Genomic DNA, 15096 nt, shown 5'->3' on the forward strand with positions numbered 1-15096 from the left:
CTACAAACTGTTTTGTAGCGGTAATCGATCGCCCGTGATATTATCCCAAGCTGAAACCGTATTTCCTGTATTTTGGGTAATATCAAATCCGGTAGCATCGGAATGATTCAGATATATATTCTCGGACTCTGTGTACTCTGTGTTCTCTGCGGTTAAATCATTCCGATGCAACCGGAAACGATATAATTGGTAAATCTGTGCAATCACCAATTATATCAAATATGTTAGCATCGGAATAGTAAATTAACTGTTAACAAGTAACAAGTAACAAGTAACAAGTAACAGTTAACAGTTAACCGCATTAAATTAACTATCGAAAACTCGGCAATTCAATTTCAGCTAGCGATCGACGTTTTTTAGCAGCCCGCAGCGGACTAGCAATCAAAGTCAGCCAGTCTGGTTGCGCGATTGCTGTAGGCGTGGCTTCACTCGATCGCCCTTCTTGAATACCAAAGGTTTCCACAGAATTCAAAATTTGAACCGCCCTGGCCAATTCTTCGCTGCCCGATTTGACAGCAGCAGTTTCTGGTTCAGACTCAGTTATCGGTAATTCCGGTTCCTCCACCGCCACCTCCGACTCAGTTACAGTCTCCTGAGTCCGGTAGGTTTCGCTCTCCTGCAATTGAAGGCCGGATACTTGGGCTAACTTGTTGAGTTCCTGATTGGCCGTGGGTTCAGTGTCGATCGCATCTTCAACAGGCGCTACATCTGGATGCTCTTCGGGCTCTGACCAAGGTTTGACAGGAGAAGCGTTAAAGGCTGGCGGCAGCGGAACTTGAGAGTTTTTGACCGTCGCCAGCAACGATTCTAATTGCTTGTGCGCCAAATCGTCCCCACTGTCAGGCGGCTCGATATTCGGCGGCTTCTGCGGCATCTCCAAACTTCTTTCCAAAGCCGCTTTGAATTGCAAAGTGTGGCGCTGCTGGCGGTGCAAGCGCGATCGTAATTCTCGGCAAATATTTTCTGTGGCTACTAGCTGATGAAACTGTTCGTTGTAGCGCTGCACGGTAGACGCACATTCCCGCTCAACAATCGCTAGCCTGGTTTGGCTGCTTGCTAACTTATTTCTTAAACTCTCCACTAAAATTTCTTGACTCTGGAGGGTTTGATGGGAAACTTCCACTTTGGCAAACAGCCGCGTCAATTGTTCTTGAGTGTTTTCGAGTTCAGCAGTCTGCTTTTCTAGCAAGGCTTCGCGATGCTGCCAGTTTTTTTGGGACTCTTCGAGCGCTGTTTCTAGCTGGGCGATGCGCTGCAAAAGGTCGCGGTTGCATTCGTGAAGCGCTTGCATCAGGGTTACTGGGGTCGATCCTTTGGCCTGACGCTGTTCGGCATTACCGAGCAGATTTTTGAGGTTCTCTGAAATCGGCGGTGTTCCCGCTTCGGGAGGCTGTGTCAGAGATTGCAAATTTTTTGTTTCTGCTGTTGTGGGAATGGCATCTACGCTGAGCGCGTTGGGAAAATCTAATGTTTGCCAGTCTTCTTCTGGCTGTTGGGGAACCGCAGGAGTAGTTGTGGCAGGGGGGGCGATCGGCTCAAAACCCCCAGCAGCGGCAAAATTTGACTGCAATGGTTCGGCATCCGATTGAACAGCAGGGTACGGTTGATGCTGATTAGCTCGAAGATCAGCTTCTGACATGGCTTTTTATCCCAATAGTCACAGGGTCTTTGAAACAGTCTATCCTTATAGATTATCCAAAAAAAAGCCCCCAGCGATCAATTATTAATAATCGATCGTCAGTCAGCAGCCAAATTCTCCCAGTCTCCCTCTCCCGTTGTGCCCGATCGGCTAAACCTTAGCAACTGCAAAATGTTTGTCAATAATTGCTGGAACCTCTGCTGGTGCAATGCGGCTGTAGCGAGTTTTATCTGGCATCACAACTATATTTGGGCCAGCTTTGCACTGTTTGAGACATCCGGTACCCTGAACTGTCACTTCTTCTTCTAAACCCCGCGCATTCAAAGCATTTTCTAAAGCTTTACAGACTGTTGCGGCACCGCGTTTTTGGCAGTCGGATTTTTGACATACTAATATTTTGGTTTGAGTTTTGGCGCGAGCTTTTACAGTTTTATCTGTCTGTGGAATGCTGGCTTCGGTTTTGCCGATGGCGCGATCGTCGGATGTCACAATCTCACCAGGCACACTCGTAAAGTCTTGCTGTTCGGGCAATCTATCTTTGTTACCCCCAGCCAGCGTCAGACTGCGAGCTTTCAGTTTTATTTTACCGTTTTTTAAATTAAGTTCTCGCTCGCCTGTAACTTTCACTTTCAATCCAGGTGTCAAAACAGGCGCTAAAAATGACCGCAATTCCTTGTGAAGTTTCACGAGGTATTCTACTTTGCGATCGTTACGAATCCGCAAATATTTAAGTTTGCAGCCATCTTCAATAACTAGGCTGAGGATTTCTCCCTCTAAGTTGAACTCGGAAACTTGCTTGCCAGATTTATACATTGTTATAACTCCTTGATTGACTGTTCAGTGAAAATTATCGAACTTGACAAAAACGTCGTTAGTGAATGTATTTATGCGTTAAATCGCATCATTATTATTTTTACTTCTTCCCTCGGACGTCTTCCTTCTTCCTTCGGGCTTTACCCGATTTGCCAGCAGCACTCCAGCAACTGCACCAGTTCGCGCCGCGGAGCGCTCAATTGCCTCAAAACGCTTGCGAGTTGAGCAGCTTGTTTGGCGGTGCTAATTTTTGCCCGCAAAGGCTGGTCAACTCCGCACCAGCAGGGAATTTCTAGTTCTTGCAAGCGTTGGTAAACTTGCCATCTGTCTAGCCAACTGACTTGCACGATGTCACAAACTTCTAATTCTGGATCTGCTGGGTTCATTTTTTTTGCAACAATAATGATTTGCATTAATTTTTGCTCTCGATCGACCTCCTTTTCAGGAAGCATTCAGAACGAGCATCTTTTTACAGGATAGCGCAACTGCAAATTATTCTCAATAGATTTTGGAAATTTTTTTTTACTGTACAAACTCTTCCACTATCGAGGCAGACCCTGCTTGACTGGTAAATTTAGGGTGCTACACTGAATCTATTGGCAACAAAACTGCCTATTGAGAGGAGAACACAGATGGCCGAGATTCAGAGTGCATTGAGACCGTTTGGCCACATAGCCGAAAACCCTATTCTACTGGAACATTCAGTCACAGCACCGATTTGTGAAGGGATGAACGCGCTGCTGGCCAGTTTTCAGGCTCTACACCTGCAATATCAAAAACATCATTTTGTGGTAGAAGGGGCAGAATTTTACTCCTTGCACCAATTTTTTCAAGAAAGCTACGGAGATGCTCAAGATAGCGTCCACGAGTTGGGCGAACGGTTGAACGGGTTGGGCGGCATACCGGCGGCTAGTTTTAGCAAATTAGCTGAGTTGTGCTGTTTCGAGCCGGAAGCCGACGGCGTGTATTCGTGCCGCCAAATGCTGGAACACGATTTGACGGCAGAACAAGCTATCATCGGTTTGCTGCGCCGTCAAGCAGGACAAGCAGAAAGTTTGGGCGATCGAGCTACGCGCTACCTCTACGAAAAAATCCTGCTAAAAACAGAAGAGCGAGCTTATCACATTTCCCACTTCCTCGCCCCCGACAGCTTGGTGCAGTCGAACTTGAACTAACCCGAAAAAAGGAATTTCCCTAAATCGGAAAAAAGTTTAAAATCCCCTCCAAATTCAAAATTTGGAGGGGATTTCAGATTGAGCAGCTTATCTTTGACACAGCACTGCTCATTGCTGTCAACTGAAGCCTGAAAGCCTTGATAAATCTCGCTCATCATCGAGTCTCGATCCCCCTAAATCCCCCTTAAGAAGGGGGACTTTGAGAATATTCCTGCCCCCCCATCAAAGCGGAACTTTGAGAATACTCCTGTCCCCCCCTTCTTAAGGGGGGCTAGGGGGGATCTCCGCTTTTTTTATACAAAGTGCGTTGATCCCAGGGGATTAAGGCGCTAAAGCATTGCCGCGCAGCAAACTACCAATGGTTTTGGCGGTAATCTTCATTTGGATGAAAGGATTGGCCGGTACTACTGTCTTATACAAGTAGCTATCGAATGTGAGTTTCTGCACATCGCGATCGGCACACATTTCCACAAAAGCTTCGCGGGTAGCATCCGAACGGTAGAACACGCGCTGCAAAATGTCAAGCACTTTGTAAGTAATCCCGTAAGCCTTATCCCACCGCTTCAGATAAAGCTTGATTTCCTGTTCCGTAGGAATGCGCGTACCCTGCTGAGAAATCTCGACAATCGTTTCGGCGCACATCCGGCCGGATTTCGCAGCAAAATAAATTCCTTCGCCCGAAGACTTGGTAACGTAACCGGCGGCATCGCCTACGAGAGCAACTCGGCCGACAACCCGGCGGGGACGCGGATGTTCCGGGATGGGGTGGGCTTCCACTTTAATAATCTCACCGCCCATGAGTCTTTTGGCAGCGCGGGCGCGGATGCCTGCTTGCAGTTTTTTGATGCTGGCTTGATTGACTTTCATCGTGCCGGTACCGACGGCTACGTGGTCGTATTTGGGGAACACCCAAGCGTAGAAATCGGTAGACACGTCATCGCCCACGTACATTTCGGCTAAGTCGTGGTAGTAAGCCATTTTATCTTCCGGCAGGCGGATGCGTTCTTGGAAGGCGATCGCATAATTGTAGTCGCCTGCATCAATCGCCTTGGCTACGCGGGAGTTAGCGCCGTCAGCCCCGATTACCAAATCCACTTTCAGAGTTTTCTGAGTTCCCACGGCGGTGCCGTTGGAGTGGTCGGCGTAGTGGAGAATGTAAGGGTCGGTGTTGTTGCCGGGAATCTCTAATTTGTGTACGGTGCCGTTAATTAGTTTGGCACCCAAGGAAGCAGCGCGATCGCGCATAAAGCCGTCGAGCACTTCCCGGCGGCACATACCGATGTATTCGTCAGCATTTTCGATATTGATGTCCACCTCGACATTGGAGGGGGAAATCATTTTCATTTTTCTGACTTGACGGTCAATAATACTTTGTGGCAAGTCAAATTCGCTGACCATGCACAGGGGAATCGCCCCACCGCAGGGTTTTGCGTTGTCTAATTTGCGCTCGAATAAATAAGTTTCGATGCCTGCTTTTACCAGTGTTTCGGCGGCGGAAGAACCGGCCGGCCCTGAGCCCACAACTGCAACCCGTAGTGTCAAAGCTTTTCTCCCCAGTTTTTTCTATAAGTATTTACTCAGTCAGATGTGATGGTATCACGGAGTTTCTTGGCTGTGGGGTAAGAACGGGAGATTTAAATGAAATGAAACAGAGCTTAACAATTGGATACGAAAATTGGGTTTGGGAGGGTAAATGCGATCGAACTTATTAAATCTTTCCTGGTAGATGAAGGCAGATGGATGATGGTGTGCGATCGAACATCTTGCAGCAAACACTGTCGGGTGCGTCGCGAGCGACAATCTGCAAGGCGCGATCGAACTTTTCACAGCGATGCACCATAAAATACCTGTAGGGGCGGGTTTTACCAACCATCTACGCCTAAAACTAACAATCTCATAAACCCGCCCCGGGCTCTAGCTTGATGTGATGTCCGATCGGGATACTCGGTGAGAACCAATGCAATAAGTTACATTAAGGATAGTTCGACTCATATCTAAAATTCTTATGTTCGGTAATTTTCAACAAAGCAGCCTGCGGATCGAGATTGAAGCTTCGGAAACGGCGATTAGAGACAGCTTGCTGCGTCCTGTGCAGTTGCAGCAGTGGCTGTGGCCTCAGCAGTTTTCTAAGGGTTTGCCGGAAATGCTCGATCGCGAATTGACTTTCACGAGTTGGATTGGCCCGGTAGCGGTGCAGCACTATGTGGACATTGCTGAGTCAAACTGTCTGCGGCTGTTATTGAGTCAGGGAATTGACGGATTTCACGAGTGGTATTGGGGCGACGGTTGGGTGCAGTCTCGGTTGGAGGGTGTGTCGCTGCTGCCGCTGAATTTGGGACAAACGGCTAGTTTGTTGCGGCTGCGGGAGTTTTTGGCGGGGAAGGGCAAGGGAAAGGGGAAGTAGGAAATAGACTTTCTACTAAACTAGGCAAAATTCCCAATTTTTTATACCAATTTCATAAAATATTGCTACAGTTAGTAAATCTATTTCAGACATCGAACTTCGTTCGGCAGAACTCGTATTTGTAGCGGCATTTTATGAAATTGGTATAACCGACTTCTGTTTCAATCATCGATCGCCAATTCGGCAACTTCAAAACATTTATCTATACAAAACTAGATATATTTTCCGAAATTTTATCTCGCAATCTATTAGTAGAATACGTATGTTGGTTGAGGTAAACGCGATCGACTCTTTGATTTACCGCCCCTACCTCTATCGCACAACCAACACCGAACAAGGAGCCTCAGCCACAACCTCAGCACTCACCGAACCTGCCAAAATTCGCTTGACACCAGTCAAACCCCGACAGCCGATCGCAATTAAATCCGCTTTATAAATATTCGCCAAACGCAAAATCTCTTGGGCAGCTTCCCCCGAAACAATCTCCAACTCGCTCTGGCAAGGCAACTTTTCCTGATAAGATTGCAGTAACTTCTCCACTTCTCGGTAAGCAATCTCATTTCCCTGAGCGTGAGGTCGATCGACCTCCCGATCGAATTCCGAAATACCAGAAGTCACCACATGAACTAAAATCACCTTAGCCGTCGGTTTTAGCTGAAATTGCCCCACAGCTTGCAAAACCTTTACTGCCAAATCAGAATTGTCGATCGCCACCAAAATACTATTCAATATAATGCACCTTTAAATCTCAGATATTAGACTTTAGACTTCGCGTTAATTATCGGCTACTTTCCACAACTTCGCGCTACCGGGCCCATCATCATTACCAACACAGAAACCCGGTTTCCTAACATAATTGCGTCATTTAAGCAAGATATTGGAAGAAACCGGGTTTTTTAAGCCCGAATTGCGTAAATCCCGATCGCCAATCTCAACTTTACCATCTAAAATTCACCCTTTCCCTCATTTTCAGTCCGCAACCGCACCGAATCAGCATGAGAAGGCAAACCCTCAGCTTTGGCCAACACATCAATCGCCTTACTCATCTTCTTCAGCGCCCTCGGCGAATATTCAATCAAACTCGAATGCTTCATAAAAGTTTCCACCCCCAGCGGCGAAGCGTAGCGCGCCGCCCCAGAAGTCGGCAAAGTGTGATTCGGGCCCGCCAAATAATCGCCCACAGCTTCCGGCGTAGACAAGCCCAAGAAAATCGCCCCAGCGTGGCGAATGTGATCGAGCAAATCCCAGGGCTCTGTCACTTGCAATTCCAAGTGTTCGGGAGCAAACTCGTTAGACAGTTCCGCCGCCGCCTTCAGAGAATCAACTACTACAACTAAACCGTAATTGACGATCGCCTTTTCCGTCAAAATCCGGCGCGGGTGATTTACCAACTGTCTGTCTACCTCAGCCACCACCTTTCTCGCCAGCACCGAATCCGCCGTCAGCAAAATCGCCGACGCCATCGAATCGTGTTCGGCTTGCGCCAACATATCCGCAGCTACGTGTACCGGATTCGCCGAACTATCAGCAATAATCAGCACCTCCGAGGGCCCCGCCAGAGAATCGATCCCCACAGTTCCATAAACCAGTTTTTTCGCTAGCGTCACGTAGATATTCCCCGGCCCGGTGATTAAATCCACCTTGGAAATACTTTCCGTACCGTAGGCCAAAGCTGCGATTGCCTGCGCCCCGCCCACCCGATAAATCTCATCAACTCCCGCTTCCTGAGCCGCTACAAGCACCGCAGGATTCATTTTCTTCTCCTGTCCGGGGGGAGTACACATCACCACTCTCGGAACCTTGGCGACTTTCGCAGGTACCGCATTCATGATTACCGAGCTCGGATAGGACGCTTGACCGCCAGGAATGTAAATTCCCGCGCGATCGACCGGTGTGTAGCGCTTGCCCAAAACAACCTCGTCATCACCGAACTGCACCCAAGACTTGGGAACGCGCTGTCGGTGAAACGCCTCTACCTGTTTGCAAGCCGTGCGGATAGCATTTAATAATTCTTTCGATACCTGCTGGTAAGCAGCATCCAATTCGGCGCCGCTGACCCGCAAATCTTCCGCATTTAAGGTCACGCGATCGAATTCAGCAGTGTAGTGCAGCAGGGCCCAATCGCCTCTGCGCCTTACAGCTTGCAGCACCTCCCGCACGGTGGCTTCTTTGTGAACAACAAGTTCGTCATGGGTGCGATCGCAGATTCGTCGCAGTTCAGCTTGTGCCTCAACCCACTGAGTAATAATTCGCAGCATGGAGATTAGGAATGCCGTCAATATTTCACTAACATTTGCTTGACAATTGGGGATTTTTGTGGCTATATCCTGGGAAAGTATGCCACCACCAGTCCACAAGCTTAAACTGCCAGACTCGCGGCATTTTCAAAGGCTTCAGTGCAGCGTTTAAATCTCTGTCGGGATTTTGCAACACTGAGGACAAGCCACAACCTTCCTTAGAAATTGCTCGCCACAGAACCGGGTACGCAGCCAGAAGGAAGAGGGAGAGAGAGAGGGGGAAACAAGAGGAGGGGAGAGTAGGGGAATTTTTTCCCTCAAGCTTCTGGCTTCTTCCTTTTTTTTCCCTCTGGCTTCTGGCTTCTTCCTTCTTGCTTCGATGAGCGCTTCTTGCCGAAGCCCAAACAACCCGTATTCTTTGTTATATCTTAACTTGGATTTTTCCGGGAATGCGATTTTAAACAGAATAGATGCTATATTAGTTTTTCCAACACGCGATCGTTTTTATAAAAAAACGCCAAATTATTGTATAATTGAAAATTGCGCGCAAGAAATCGTGACTTTAACTCGTGACGCTGGAAACCCCGCAACACGCATCCCCAACACCTGTACCGTGCCTTTGTGTATTGTCAGGAGTAGAAAATTGGCAGTTAAATGAGTCAATAAAAAATTATTGCGTCGCTCAAAAGTAGCCACAGACTCAGTTCAATCTGAGCTAGCGGTATTGGCTGTCTGACCCGCCCAAAAACGGAAGCCCCCGACAAGAGTCGTGTCGCGAATCGCAAATATCCCAAGCAGAGTTTAGACTAAGAGTTCCTGCTCCCAGATTCATTTGCAGACTAAATCTCAAATCGACAGGCTCAGCCTTCCAAAATCAAGCTTTTTGCGGCTCGCTCCCGAAAAGCTTGTCCCGCAAAATTCCCGTGTCTCGATACAGTTTCGAGACGGGGGTGTATCAATGAATACCTAATTCCAGCAACAGAACTATGGCAAATATTAAGTCCGCAGTCAAACGAGTCAAAATAGCCGAGCGCAACCGCTTGTACAACAAGTCTTACAAGTCAGCGGTCAAAACTTTGATGAAGAAGTATTTTGCAGCCGTTGACAAGTACGCCGCAAGTCCGAGTCCTGAATCAATGCAAGAAGTCCAGCAGCGGATGTCAGAGGCTTACAGCAAAATTGACAAAGCTGTCAAAAAAGGTGTACTCCACCGCAACAACGGCGATCGCAAAAAGTCCCGCTTGGCAAGAACCCTCAAGCCCCACGAAACACAGGTAGCATCCTAAGAGAAGTCATTAGTCATTAGTCATTAGTCATCAGTCATCAGTCATTAGTGCTGTCCCCCCCCCTATCGAACGTCCAACGTCATCAGGAAGAAGGAAGTTCGGCAACGAGCAATGTACGGGATGTAACGGATGTCCGTCGGAAGAAGGAAGAAGGAAGTTCGGCAACGAGCAATGTACGGGATGTAACGGATGTAACGGATGTCCGTCGGAAGAAGGAAGAAAGAGAATTTTTCCTACTTCCTCACTCTCCCATCCCCCACTCTCCCCATCCCCCACTCTCCCATTCTCCCACTCTCCCACTCTCCCACTCTCCCACTCTCCCCATCTCCCCATCTCCCCTTCTCCCCATCCCCCACTCTCCCGTCAACAACTCGGATGCTCTGGTATCAAATCTAATCTGCTTCCCCCATGCAGCTCATTGACACTCACGTTCATATCAACTTTGAGACTTACAAGTCTGAATTAGAAACTATTCGACAACGCTGGCGCGAAGCTGGTGTGGTTCGGCTAGTTCATTCTTGTGTGGAGCCGGCAGAGTTCGCCTCAATTCAAGCAATCGCCGATCGGTTTTCAGAAGTCTCTTTTGCGGTTGGGCTCCATCCCCTAGATGCGGCTAAGTGGAAAGACGAAACTGCAAGCCTGATTAGGGAATTAGCCGGTTCTGACTCTAGGGTAGTGGCGATCGGCGAAACCGGACTGGACTTTTTTAAAGCTGACGATCGCGAACACCAGTTTAAAGTGTTTGAAGCACAGCTTGAAATCGCCAGGGAACTTGACAAACCAGTCATTATTCACTGTCGCGACGCTGCCGCCCCAATGGCCGAAATGCTGCGGAACTTTTGGGAAACACGCGGCCCGGTGCGCGGGGTGATGCACTGCTGGGGAGGTACCCCAGAAGAAACCCAGTGGTTTTTAGACTTGGGTTTCTACATCAGTTTTAGCGGCACAGTCACCTTTAAAAAAGCCTTGCAAATACAAGAATCAGCTTGTATGGTAAGTAGCGATCGCATCTTAGTTGAGACAGATTGCCCTTTTCTCGCCCCCGCACCCCAGCGGGGAAAACGCAACGAACCAGCTTACGTATACTACGTAGCCGAGCAAGTTGCTAAATTGAGAGGAGTTTCTCTCTTAACTTTGTCGCGGCAGACAACAGAAAATGCCTGTCAGCTATTCGGCCTTTCACTCGCTATAGAGCAAGGAAACGAGGAAAACTAATCGATTTAGAGGCAAGCCTTCGGGGTAAGGGGTAATCTCATCTATATTTTGTTTGCCCTAAAAACCGGATTCAGCCTCGCTCGATTCCTTTGACGTTGACGGCACGCGATCGAATTTGCGTCCTATAATAATAGAACCAACCGATCGAGCTTTGGCTGACTATCCCCGCGATCGCAGCAGTCGGCGAACTGCCAGCAATCGGGCCAGCACGCCGTCCCAACGCTCGCCAAAACTTCCAGCAGAAACTCTTTCCTTACACAGTAAAACTTACAGACAGGGAGACACTTGGAACCTCAGTAATTTGGCAATAGCTTTCGAGTCAATTTGAGGAGTCGAATGTATGGGGAGTTTACCCTGAAACAGCAAAATATCGGTTCTAAAAACATCTCAATCAAGCGTAAATCCGCACAGAACGAATGCGAGCAACCCGCACAAATAACCGTTGCAAGAGTCCGAACGCGATCGAAAATATCATATACATTCTCTCACACAATCCATCAAAAAAACACAAGAAAGTAAAAACGCCAAGCCTTGGCGCCATGTAAAAAGCTAAAGCCACTGCGGAAAAAGGAGACCCATGACCAAAGATTACACAGAATTCGCCTTCACCTTGCCCGACTTAATCGAAATCCAGCGGGCAAGTTTTCGCTGGTTCCTAGAAGCCGGACTGATCGAAGAACTCGATAGCTTTTCTCCGATCTCCGACTACACGGGCAAGCTAGAACTGCACTTCATGGGCAAAGACTTCAAACTCAAGCGCCCGAAATACGACGTAGACGAAGCCAAGCGCCGGGACAGCACCTACTCGGTGCAAATGTACGTACCCACCCGCTTGATCAACAAAGAAACAGGCGAAATCAAAGAACAAGAAGTTTTCATCGGCGACTTGCCACTGATGACAGAACGCGGCACGTTTATTATCAACGGGGCCGAACGGGTGATTGTGAATCAAATTGTCCGATCGCCCGGCGTGTACTACAAATCGGAAACCGACAAAAACGGCCGCCGCACCTACAACGCCTCTCTCATCCCCAACCGCGGCGCGTGGCTGAAATTCGAGACCGACAAAAACGATTTAGTCTGGGTCAGGATCGACAAAACCCGCAAACTATCGGCCCAAGTCCTCCTCAAAGCCCTCGGACTCACCGACGGCGAAATCTACGACAGCCTGCGCCATCCCGAATACTTCCAAAAAACGATCGAAAAAGAAGGACAGTTCGGCGAAGAAGAAGCTTTGATGGAGCTCTACCGCAAGCTGCGACCGGGCGAACCCCCCACCGTCGCCGGAGGAGAACAGCTCCTCAACTCCCGCTTTTTCGACCCCAAACGCTACGATTTGGGCAAAGTAGGGCGCTACAAACTCAACAAAAAACTGCGGTTGACAGTCCCCGACACCGTGCGGGTGCTGACATCGCAAGATATCTTGACGGCGATCGACTATCTTATAAACCTGGAATTCGACATCGGCTCAACAGATGACATCGACCACTTAGGCAACCGCCGCGTCAGAAGCGTCGGCGAACTGCTGCAAAACCAAGTCAGAGTCGGGCTCAACCGTCTAGAACGGATCATCCGCGAACGGATGACCGTATCCGATGCAGATTCCCTCACCCCCGCCTCCCTGGTCAACCCCAAACCTTTGGTAGCAGCAATCAAGGAATTTTTCGGTTCCTCCCAGCTATCCCAGTTCATGGATCAGACCAACCCGCTGGCAGAACTGACCCACAAACGCCGCCTCTCGGCCCTCGGCCCCGGAGGCTTGACCCGCGAACGCGCAGGTTTCGCAGTGCGGGACATCCACCCGTCCCACTACGGTCGGATTTGCCCGATCGAAACACCGGAAGGCCCCAACGCCGGACTGATCGGTTCCCTGGCAACCCACGCCCGCGTCAACCCCTACGGCTTCATCGAAACACCGTTCTACCCAGTAGAAAAAGGACAGGTGCTGCGCGACAAAGCCCCCATCTACATGACAGCCGATGAAGAAGACGATTTGCGCGTCGCCCCCGGAGACATCAGCCTCGACGAAAACAACAACCTTTTGGGCGAAACCGTAGCCGTCCGCTACCGCCAAGAATTCACCACCACCACGCCAATGCAGGTGGACTACATGGCGATTTCCCCAGTCCAAATCGTCTCCGTCGCCACATCGCTGATTCCCTTCCTGGAACACGACGACGCCAACCGCGCCCTGATGGGCTCGAATATGCAGCGCCAAGCCGTGCCGCTGCTCAAACCCGAACGGCCCCTCGTGGGTACTGGTTTGGAAGCTCAGGCAGCGCGAGATTCCGGGATGGTGGTAGTTTCTCGGATTGACGGCGAAGTCATATACATCGACGCAACCCGGATTATTGTCAAGCCCCTGGCGGCAGATGCCGAGTCGAATTCCAGCGAAGAGCATTTCCTGATTCGCGAATACGACGAACTCAAAACCAAACAGCCCTCGGTTTGGAAGCAAAAATACGCGGGCTGCATCGAACACGAACTGCAAAAATACCAGCGATCGAACCAAGATACCTGCCTCAACCAGCGCCCCCTAATCTACGAGGGCGATCGCGTCGTAGCAGGTCAAGTCCTCGCCGACGGTTCCTCCACCGAAGGCGCAGAACTCGCCCTAGGTCATAACATCTTAGTAGCTTATATGCCCTGGGAAGGATACAACTACGAAGACGCAATGCTCATTAGCGAGCGATTGGTGTACGAAGACGTATACACCAGCATCCACATCGAGAAATACGAAATCGAAGCCCGCCAAACTAAACTAGGCCCAGAAGAAATCACCCGCGAAATCCCCAACGTCGGCGAAGATGCCCTGCGCCAGCTAGACGAACAAGGCATCATCCGCAAAGGCGCTTGGGTAGAAGCCAGCGATATCTTGGTAGGGAAAGTCACCCCCAAAGGCGAATCCGACCAACCGCCGGAAGAAAAACTGCTCAGAGCAATCTTCGGCGAAAAAGCCCGCGACGTGCGGGATAACTCGCTTCGGGTTCCCAACGGCGAAAAAGGCCGCGTTGTAGACGTGCGCGTGTTTACCCGCGAACAAGGAGACGAACTCCCCCCCGGCGCGAACATGGTAGTCCGCGTCTACGTCGCCCAAAAGCGCAAGATTCAAGTCGGCGACAAAATGGCCGGCCGCCACGGCAACAAAGGCATCGTCTCCCGGATTCTGCCGAAGGAAGATATGCCCTACTTGCCCGACGGCACGCCGATCGACATCGTGCTCAACCCCTTGGGCGTACCGTCGCGGATGAACGTCGGTCAAATTTTCGAGTGCTTGCTGGGCTGGGCTGGCGAAAATCTGTCGATGCGGTTCAAGATGGTGCCGTTTGACGAAATGCACGGCGCCGAAAAGTCGCGGGAAACCGTTCACGGCAAATTAGAGGAGGCGCGGGAAAAAACTGGCAAACCTTGGGTCTTCAACGAAAAACACCCCGGCAAGACCATAGTTTACGACGGCCGCACTGGGGAAGCATTCGATCGCCCCGTCACAGTCGGCATCGCCTATATGCTCAAACTCGTTCACTTGGTAGACGACAAAATCCACGCCCGCAGCACCGGCCCCTACTCTCTGGTTACGCAGCAGCCCCTCGGTGGCAAAGCCCAGCAGGGCGGCCAGCGGTTCGGGGAAATGGAAGTCTGGGCCCTGGAAGCCTTCGGCTGCGCTTACACCTTGCAGGAGTTGCTGACAGTCAAGTCCGACGATATGCAGGGCCGGAATGAAGCGCTAAATGCGATCGTCAAAGGCAAAGCCATCCCCCGGCCCGGAACCCCGGAATCATTCAAAGTGCTGATGCGGGAGTTGCAATCTTTGTGTCTGGACATTGCCGTGCACAAAGTCAATACTTCTGAAGAAGGTTCCGAGCACGTTGAGGTGGATTTGATGGCCGATGTTGGCGGCAGGCGATCGCCCTCCCGACCTACTTACGAATCGCTTTCTCACAACGAAGACGAGGATTAGGGATTTGCCATTTTCGCATTGCAGATTTGAAATTTTCAAATTGTTTGACAGTATTCAATTCTGCAATGCGAAAATTGACAATCTTGCATGAAAATGCCTCAACAGTGGTACGAACACTGCTGAGGCGAATCAACGCTCTAACAAGGAGAGGCGGTGACATGAGTATTGTAACAGTTATTCCCAAATTTGAAGGAGAATCCGATCGGGCGACAGACTGTATTAACTGGCAAAGCAGTAAGTTGAAAAACGGTTGCGGGCCCGTGCGGATTGATGGCAAAATTGAAGCTGTGCTAACCAGGCACATTTGGTCAGGAATTTGAAGTATCCAGAAGTGCCATCGGCGACATTAAAAATATGTGACAGATGAAG

General features: G+C 49.7%; 15 protein-coding genes. 8 read left to right on the forward strand and 7 right to left on the reverse strand.

Features of this window, described 5'->3' with window-relative positions; all coding sequences use genetic code 11:
- Positions 1-310 precede the first annotated feature (310 nt).
- The 3 genes from WBA89_RS26785 to WBA89_RS26795 form a co-directional block, all read right to left on the reverse strand.
- The gene (locus WBA89_RS26785) at positions 311-1639 is read right to left on the reverse strand and encodes a hypothetical protein (protein WP_424410690.1); all 1329 of its coding nucleotides are present in this window, start codon (positions 1637-1639) and stop codon (positions 311-313) included.
- Between the two features lie 150 nt (positions 1640-1789).
- Positions 1790-2452, reverse strand: coding sequence for a (2Fe-2S) ferredoxin domain-containing protein (locus tag WBA89_RS26790; protein ID WP_424410691.1), 663 nt, complete (start codon positions 2450-2452; stop codon positions 1790-1792).
- A gap of 140 nt (positions 2453-2592) precedes the next feature.
- Positions 2593-2865, reverse strand: coding sequence for an Asr1405/Asl0597 family protein (locus WBA89_RS26795; protein ID WP_424410692.1), 273 nt, complete (start codon positions 2863-2865; stop codon positions 2593-2595).
- 219 nt (positions 2866-3084) lie between these two features.
- Between WBA89_RS26795 and WBA89_RS26800 the strand changes: the two genes are divergently transcribed.
- Positions 3085-3627: a Dps family protein gene (locus WBA89_RS26800; RefSeq protein WP_424410693.1), complete on the forward strand. Its 543-nt coding sequence runs from the start codon at positions 3085-3087 to the stop codon at positions 3625-3627.
- 321 nt (positions 3628-3948) lie between these two features.
- Here WBA89_RS26800 and chlP read toward each other — a convergent pair whose 3' ends face one another.
- Entirely contained in the window at positions 3949-5169 is a 1221-nt protein-coding gene (gene chlP, locus WBA89_RS26805; protein ID WP_424410694.1) for a geranylgeranyl reductase, read from the reverse strand.
- 120 nt (positions 5170-5289) lie between these two features.
- Here chlP and WBA89_RS26810 point away from each other — a divergent pair, with 120 nt between their 5' ends.
- The gene (locus WBA89_RS26810) at positions 5290-5469 is read left to right on the forward strand and encodes a hypothetical protein (protein WP_424410695.1); all 180 of its coding nucleotides are present in this window, start codon (positions 5290-5292) and stop codon (positions 5467-5469) included.
- A gap of 163 nt (positions 5470-5632) precedes the next feature.
- Positions 5633-6031, forward strand: a complete 399-nt coding sequence (locus WBA89_RS26815; RefSeq protein ID WP_424410696.1) for a hypothetical protein — start codon at positions 5633-5635, stop codon at positions 6029-6031.
- 312 nt (positions 6032-6343) lie between these two features.
- On the opposite strand, the gene WBA89_RS26820 is transcribed toward WBA89_RS26815, so the two are convergent.
- Both WBA89_RS26820 and hisD read right to left on the reverse strand, forming a co-directional pair.
- Entirely contained in the window at positions 6344-6763 is a 420-nt protein-coding gene (locus tag WBA89_RS26820) for a universal stress protein (RefSeq protein WP_424410709.1), read from the reverse strand.
- 212 nt (positions 6764-6975) lie between these two features.
- Positions 6976-8289: a histidinol dehydrogenase gene (hisD, locus tag WBA89_RS26825; RefSeq protein ID WP_424410710.1), complete on the reverse strand. Its 1314-nt coding sequence runs from the start codon at positions 8287-8289 to the stop codon at positions 6976-6978.
- Positions 8290-9254: 965 nt separating this feature from the next.
- On the opposite strand from hisD, the gene rpsT reads away from it, so the two are divergent.
- The 3 genes from rpsT to WBA89_RS26840 are packed head-to-tail and all read left to right on the forward strand — an operon-like array spanning position 9255 to position 10769.
- Positions 9255-9554, forward strand: a complete 300-nt coding sequence (rpsT, locus tag WBA89_RS26830) for a 30S ribosomal protein S20 (RefSeq protein WP_424410697.1) — start codon at positions 9255-9257, stop codon at positions 9552-9554.
- A 47-nt stretch (positions 9555-9601) separates the two neighbouring features.
- On the forward strand, positions 9602-9976 hold the full coding sequence (locus WBA89_RS26835; protein WP_424410698.1) for a hypothetical protein: 375 nt from the start codon (positions 9602-9604) through the stop codon (positions 9974-9976).
- The gene (locus WBA89_RS26840) at positions 9963-10769 is read left to right on the forward strand and encodes a TatD family hydrolase (RefSeq protein ID WP_424410699.1); all 807 of its coding nucleotides are present in this window, start codon (positions 9963-9965) and stop codon (positions 10767-10769) included. Before WBA89_RS26835 ends, WBA89_RS26840 begins: the two co-directional genes overlap by 14 nt.
- A gap of 70 nt (positions 10770-10839) precedes the next feature.
- On the opposite strand, the gene WBA89_RS26845 is transcribed toward WBA89_RS26840, so the two are convergent.
- A complete protein-coding gene (locus WBA89_RS26845) occupies positions 10840-10989 on the reverse strand; it encodes a hypothetical protein (RefSeq protein ID WP_424410700.1) in 150 nt (49 codons plus the stop codon).
- Between the two features lie 357 nt (positions 10990-11346).
- Between WBA89_RS26845 and rpoB the strand changes: the two genes are divergently transcribed.
- Both rpoB and WBA89_RS26855 read left to right on the forward strand, forming a co-directional pair.
- Entirely contained in the window at positions 11347-14727 is a 3381-nt protein-coding gene (gene rpoB / locus WBA89_RS26850) for a DNA-directed RNA polymerase subunit beta (protein ID WP_424410701.1), read from the forward strand.
- Positions 14728-14885: 158 nt separating this feature from the next.
- Positions 14886-15047 (forward strand): hypothetical protein, encoded by a 162-nt coding sequence (locus WBA89_RS26855; protein ID WP_424410702.1) that lies wholly within the window; start codon positions 14886-14888, stop codon positions 15045-15047.
- Positions 15048-15096 lie beyond the last annotated feature (49 nt).

It is taken from the genome of Microcoleus sp., from assembly GCF_049646505.1.
GTDB lineage: Bacteria > Cyanobacteriota > Cyanobacteriia > Cyanobacteriales > Microcoleaceae > Microcoleus.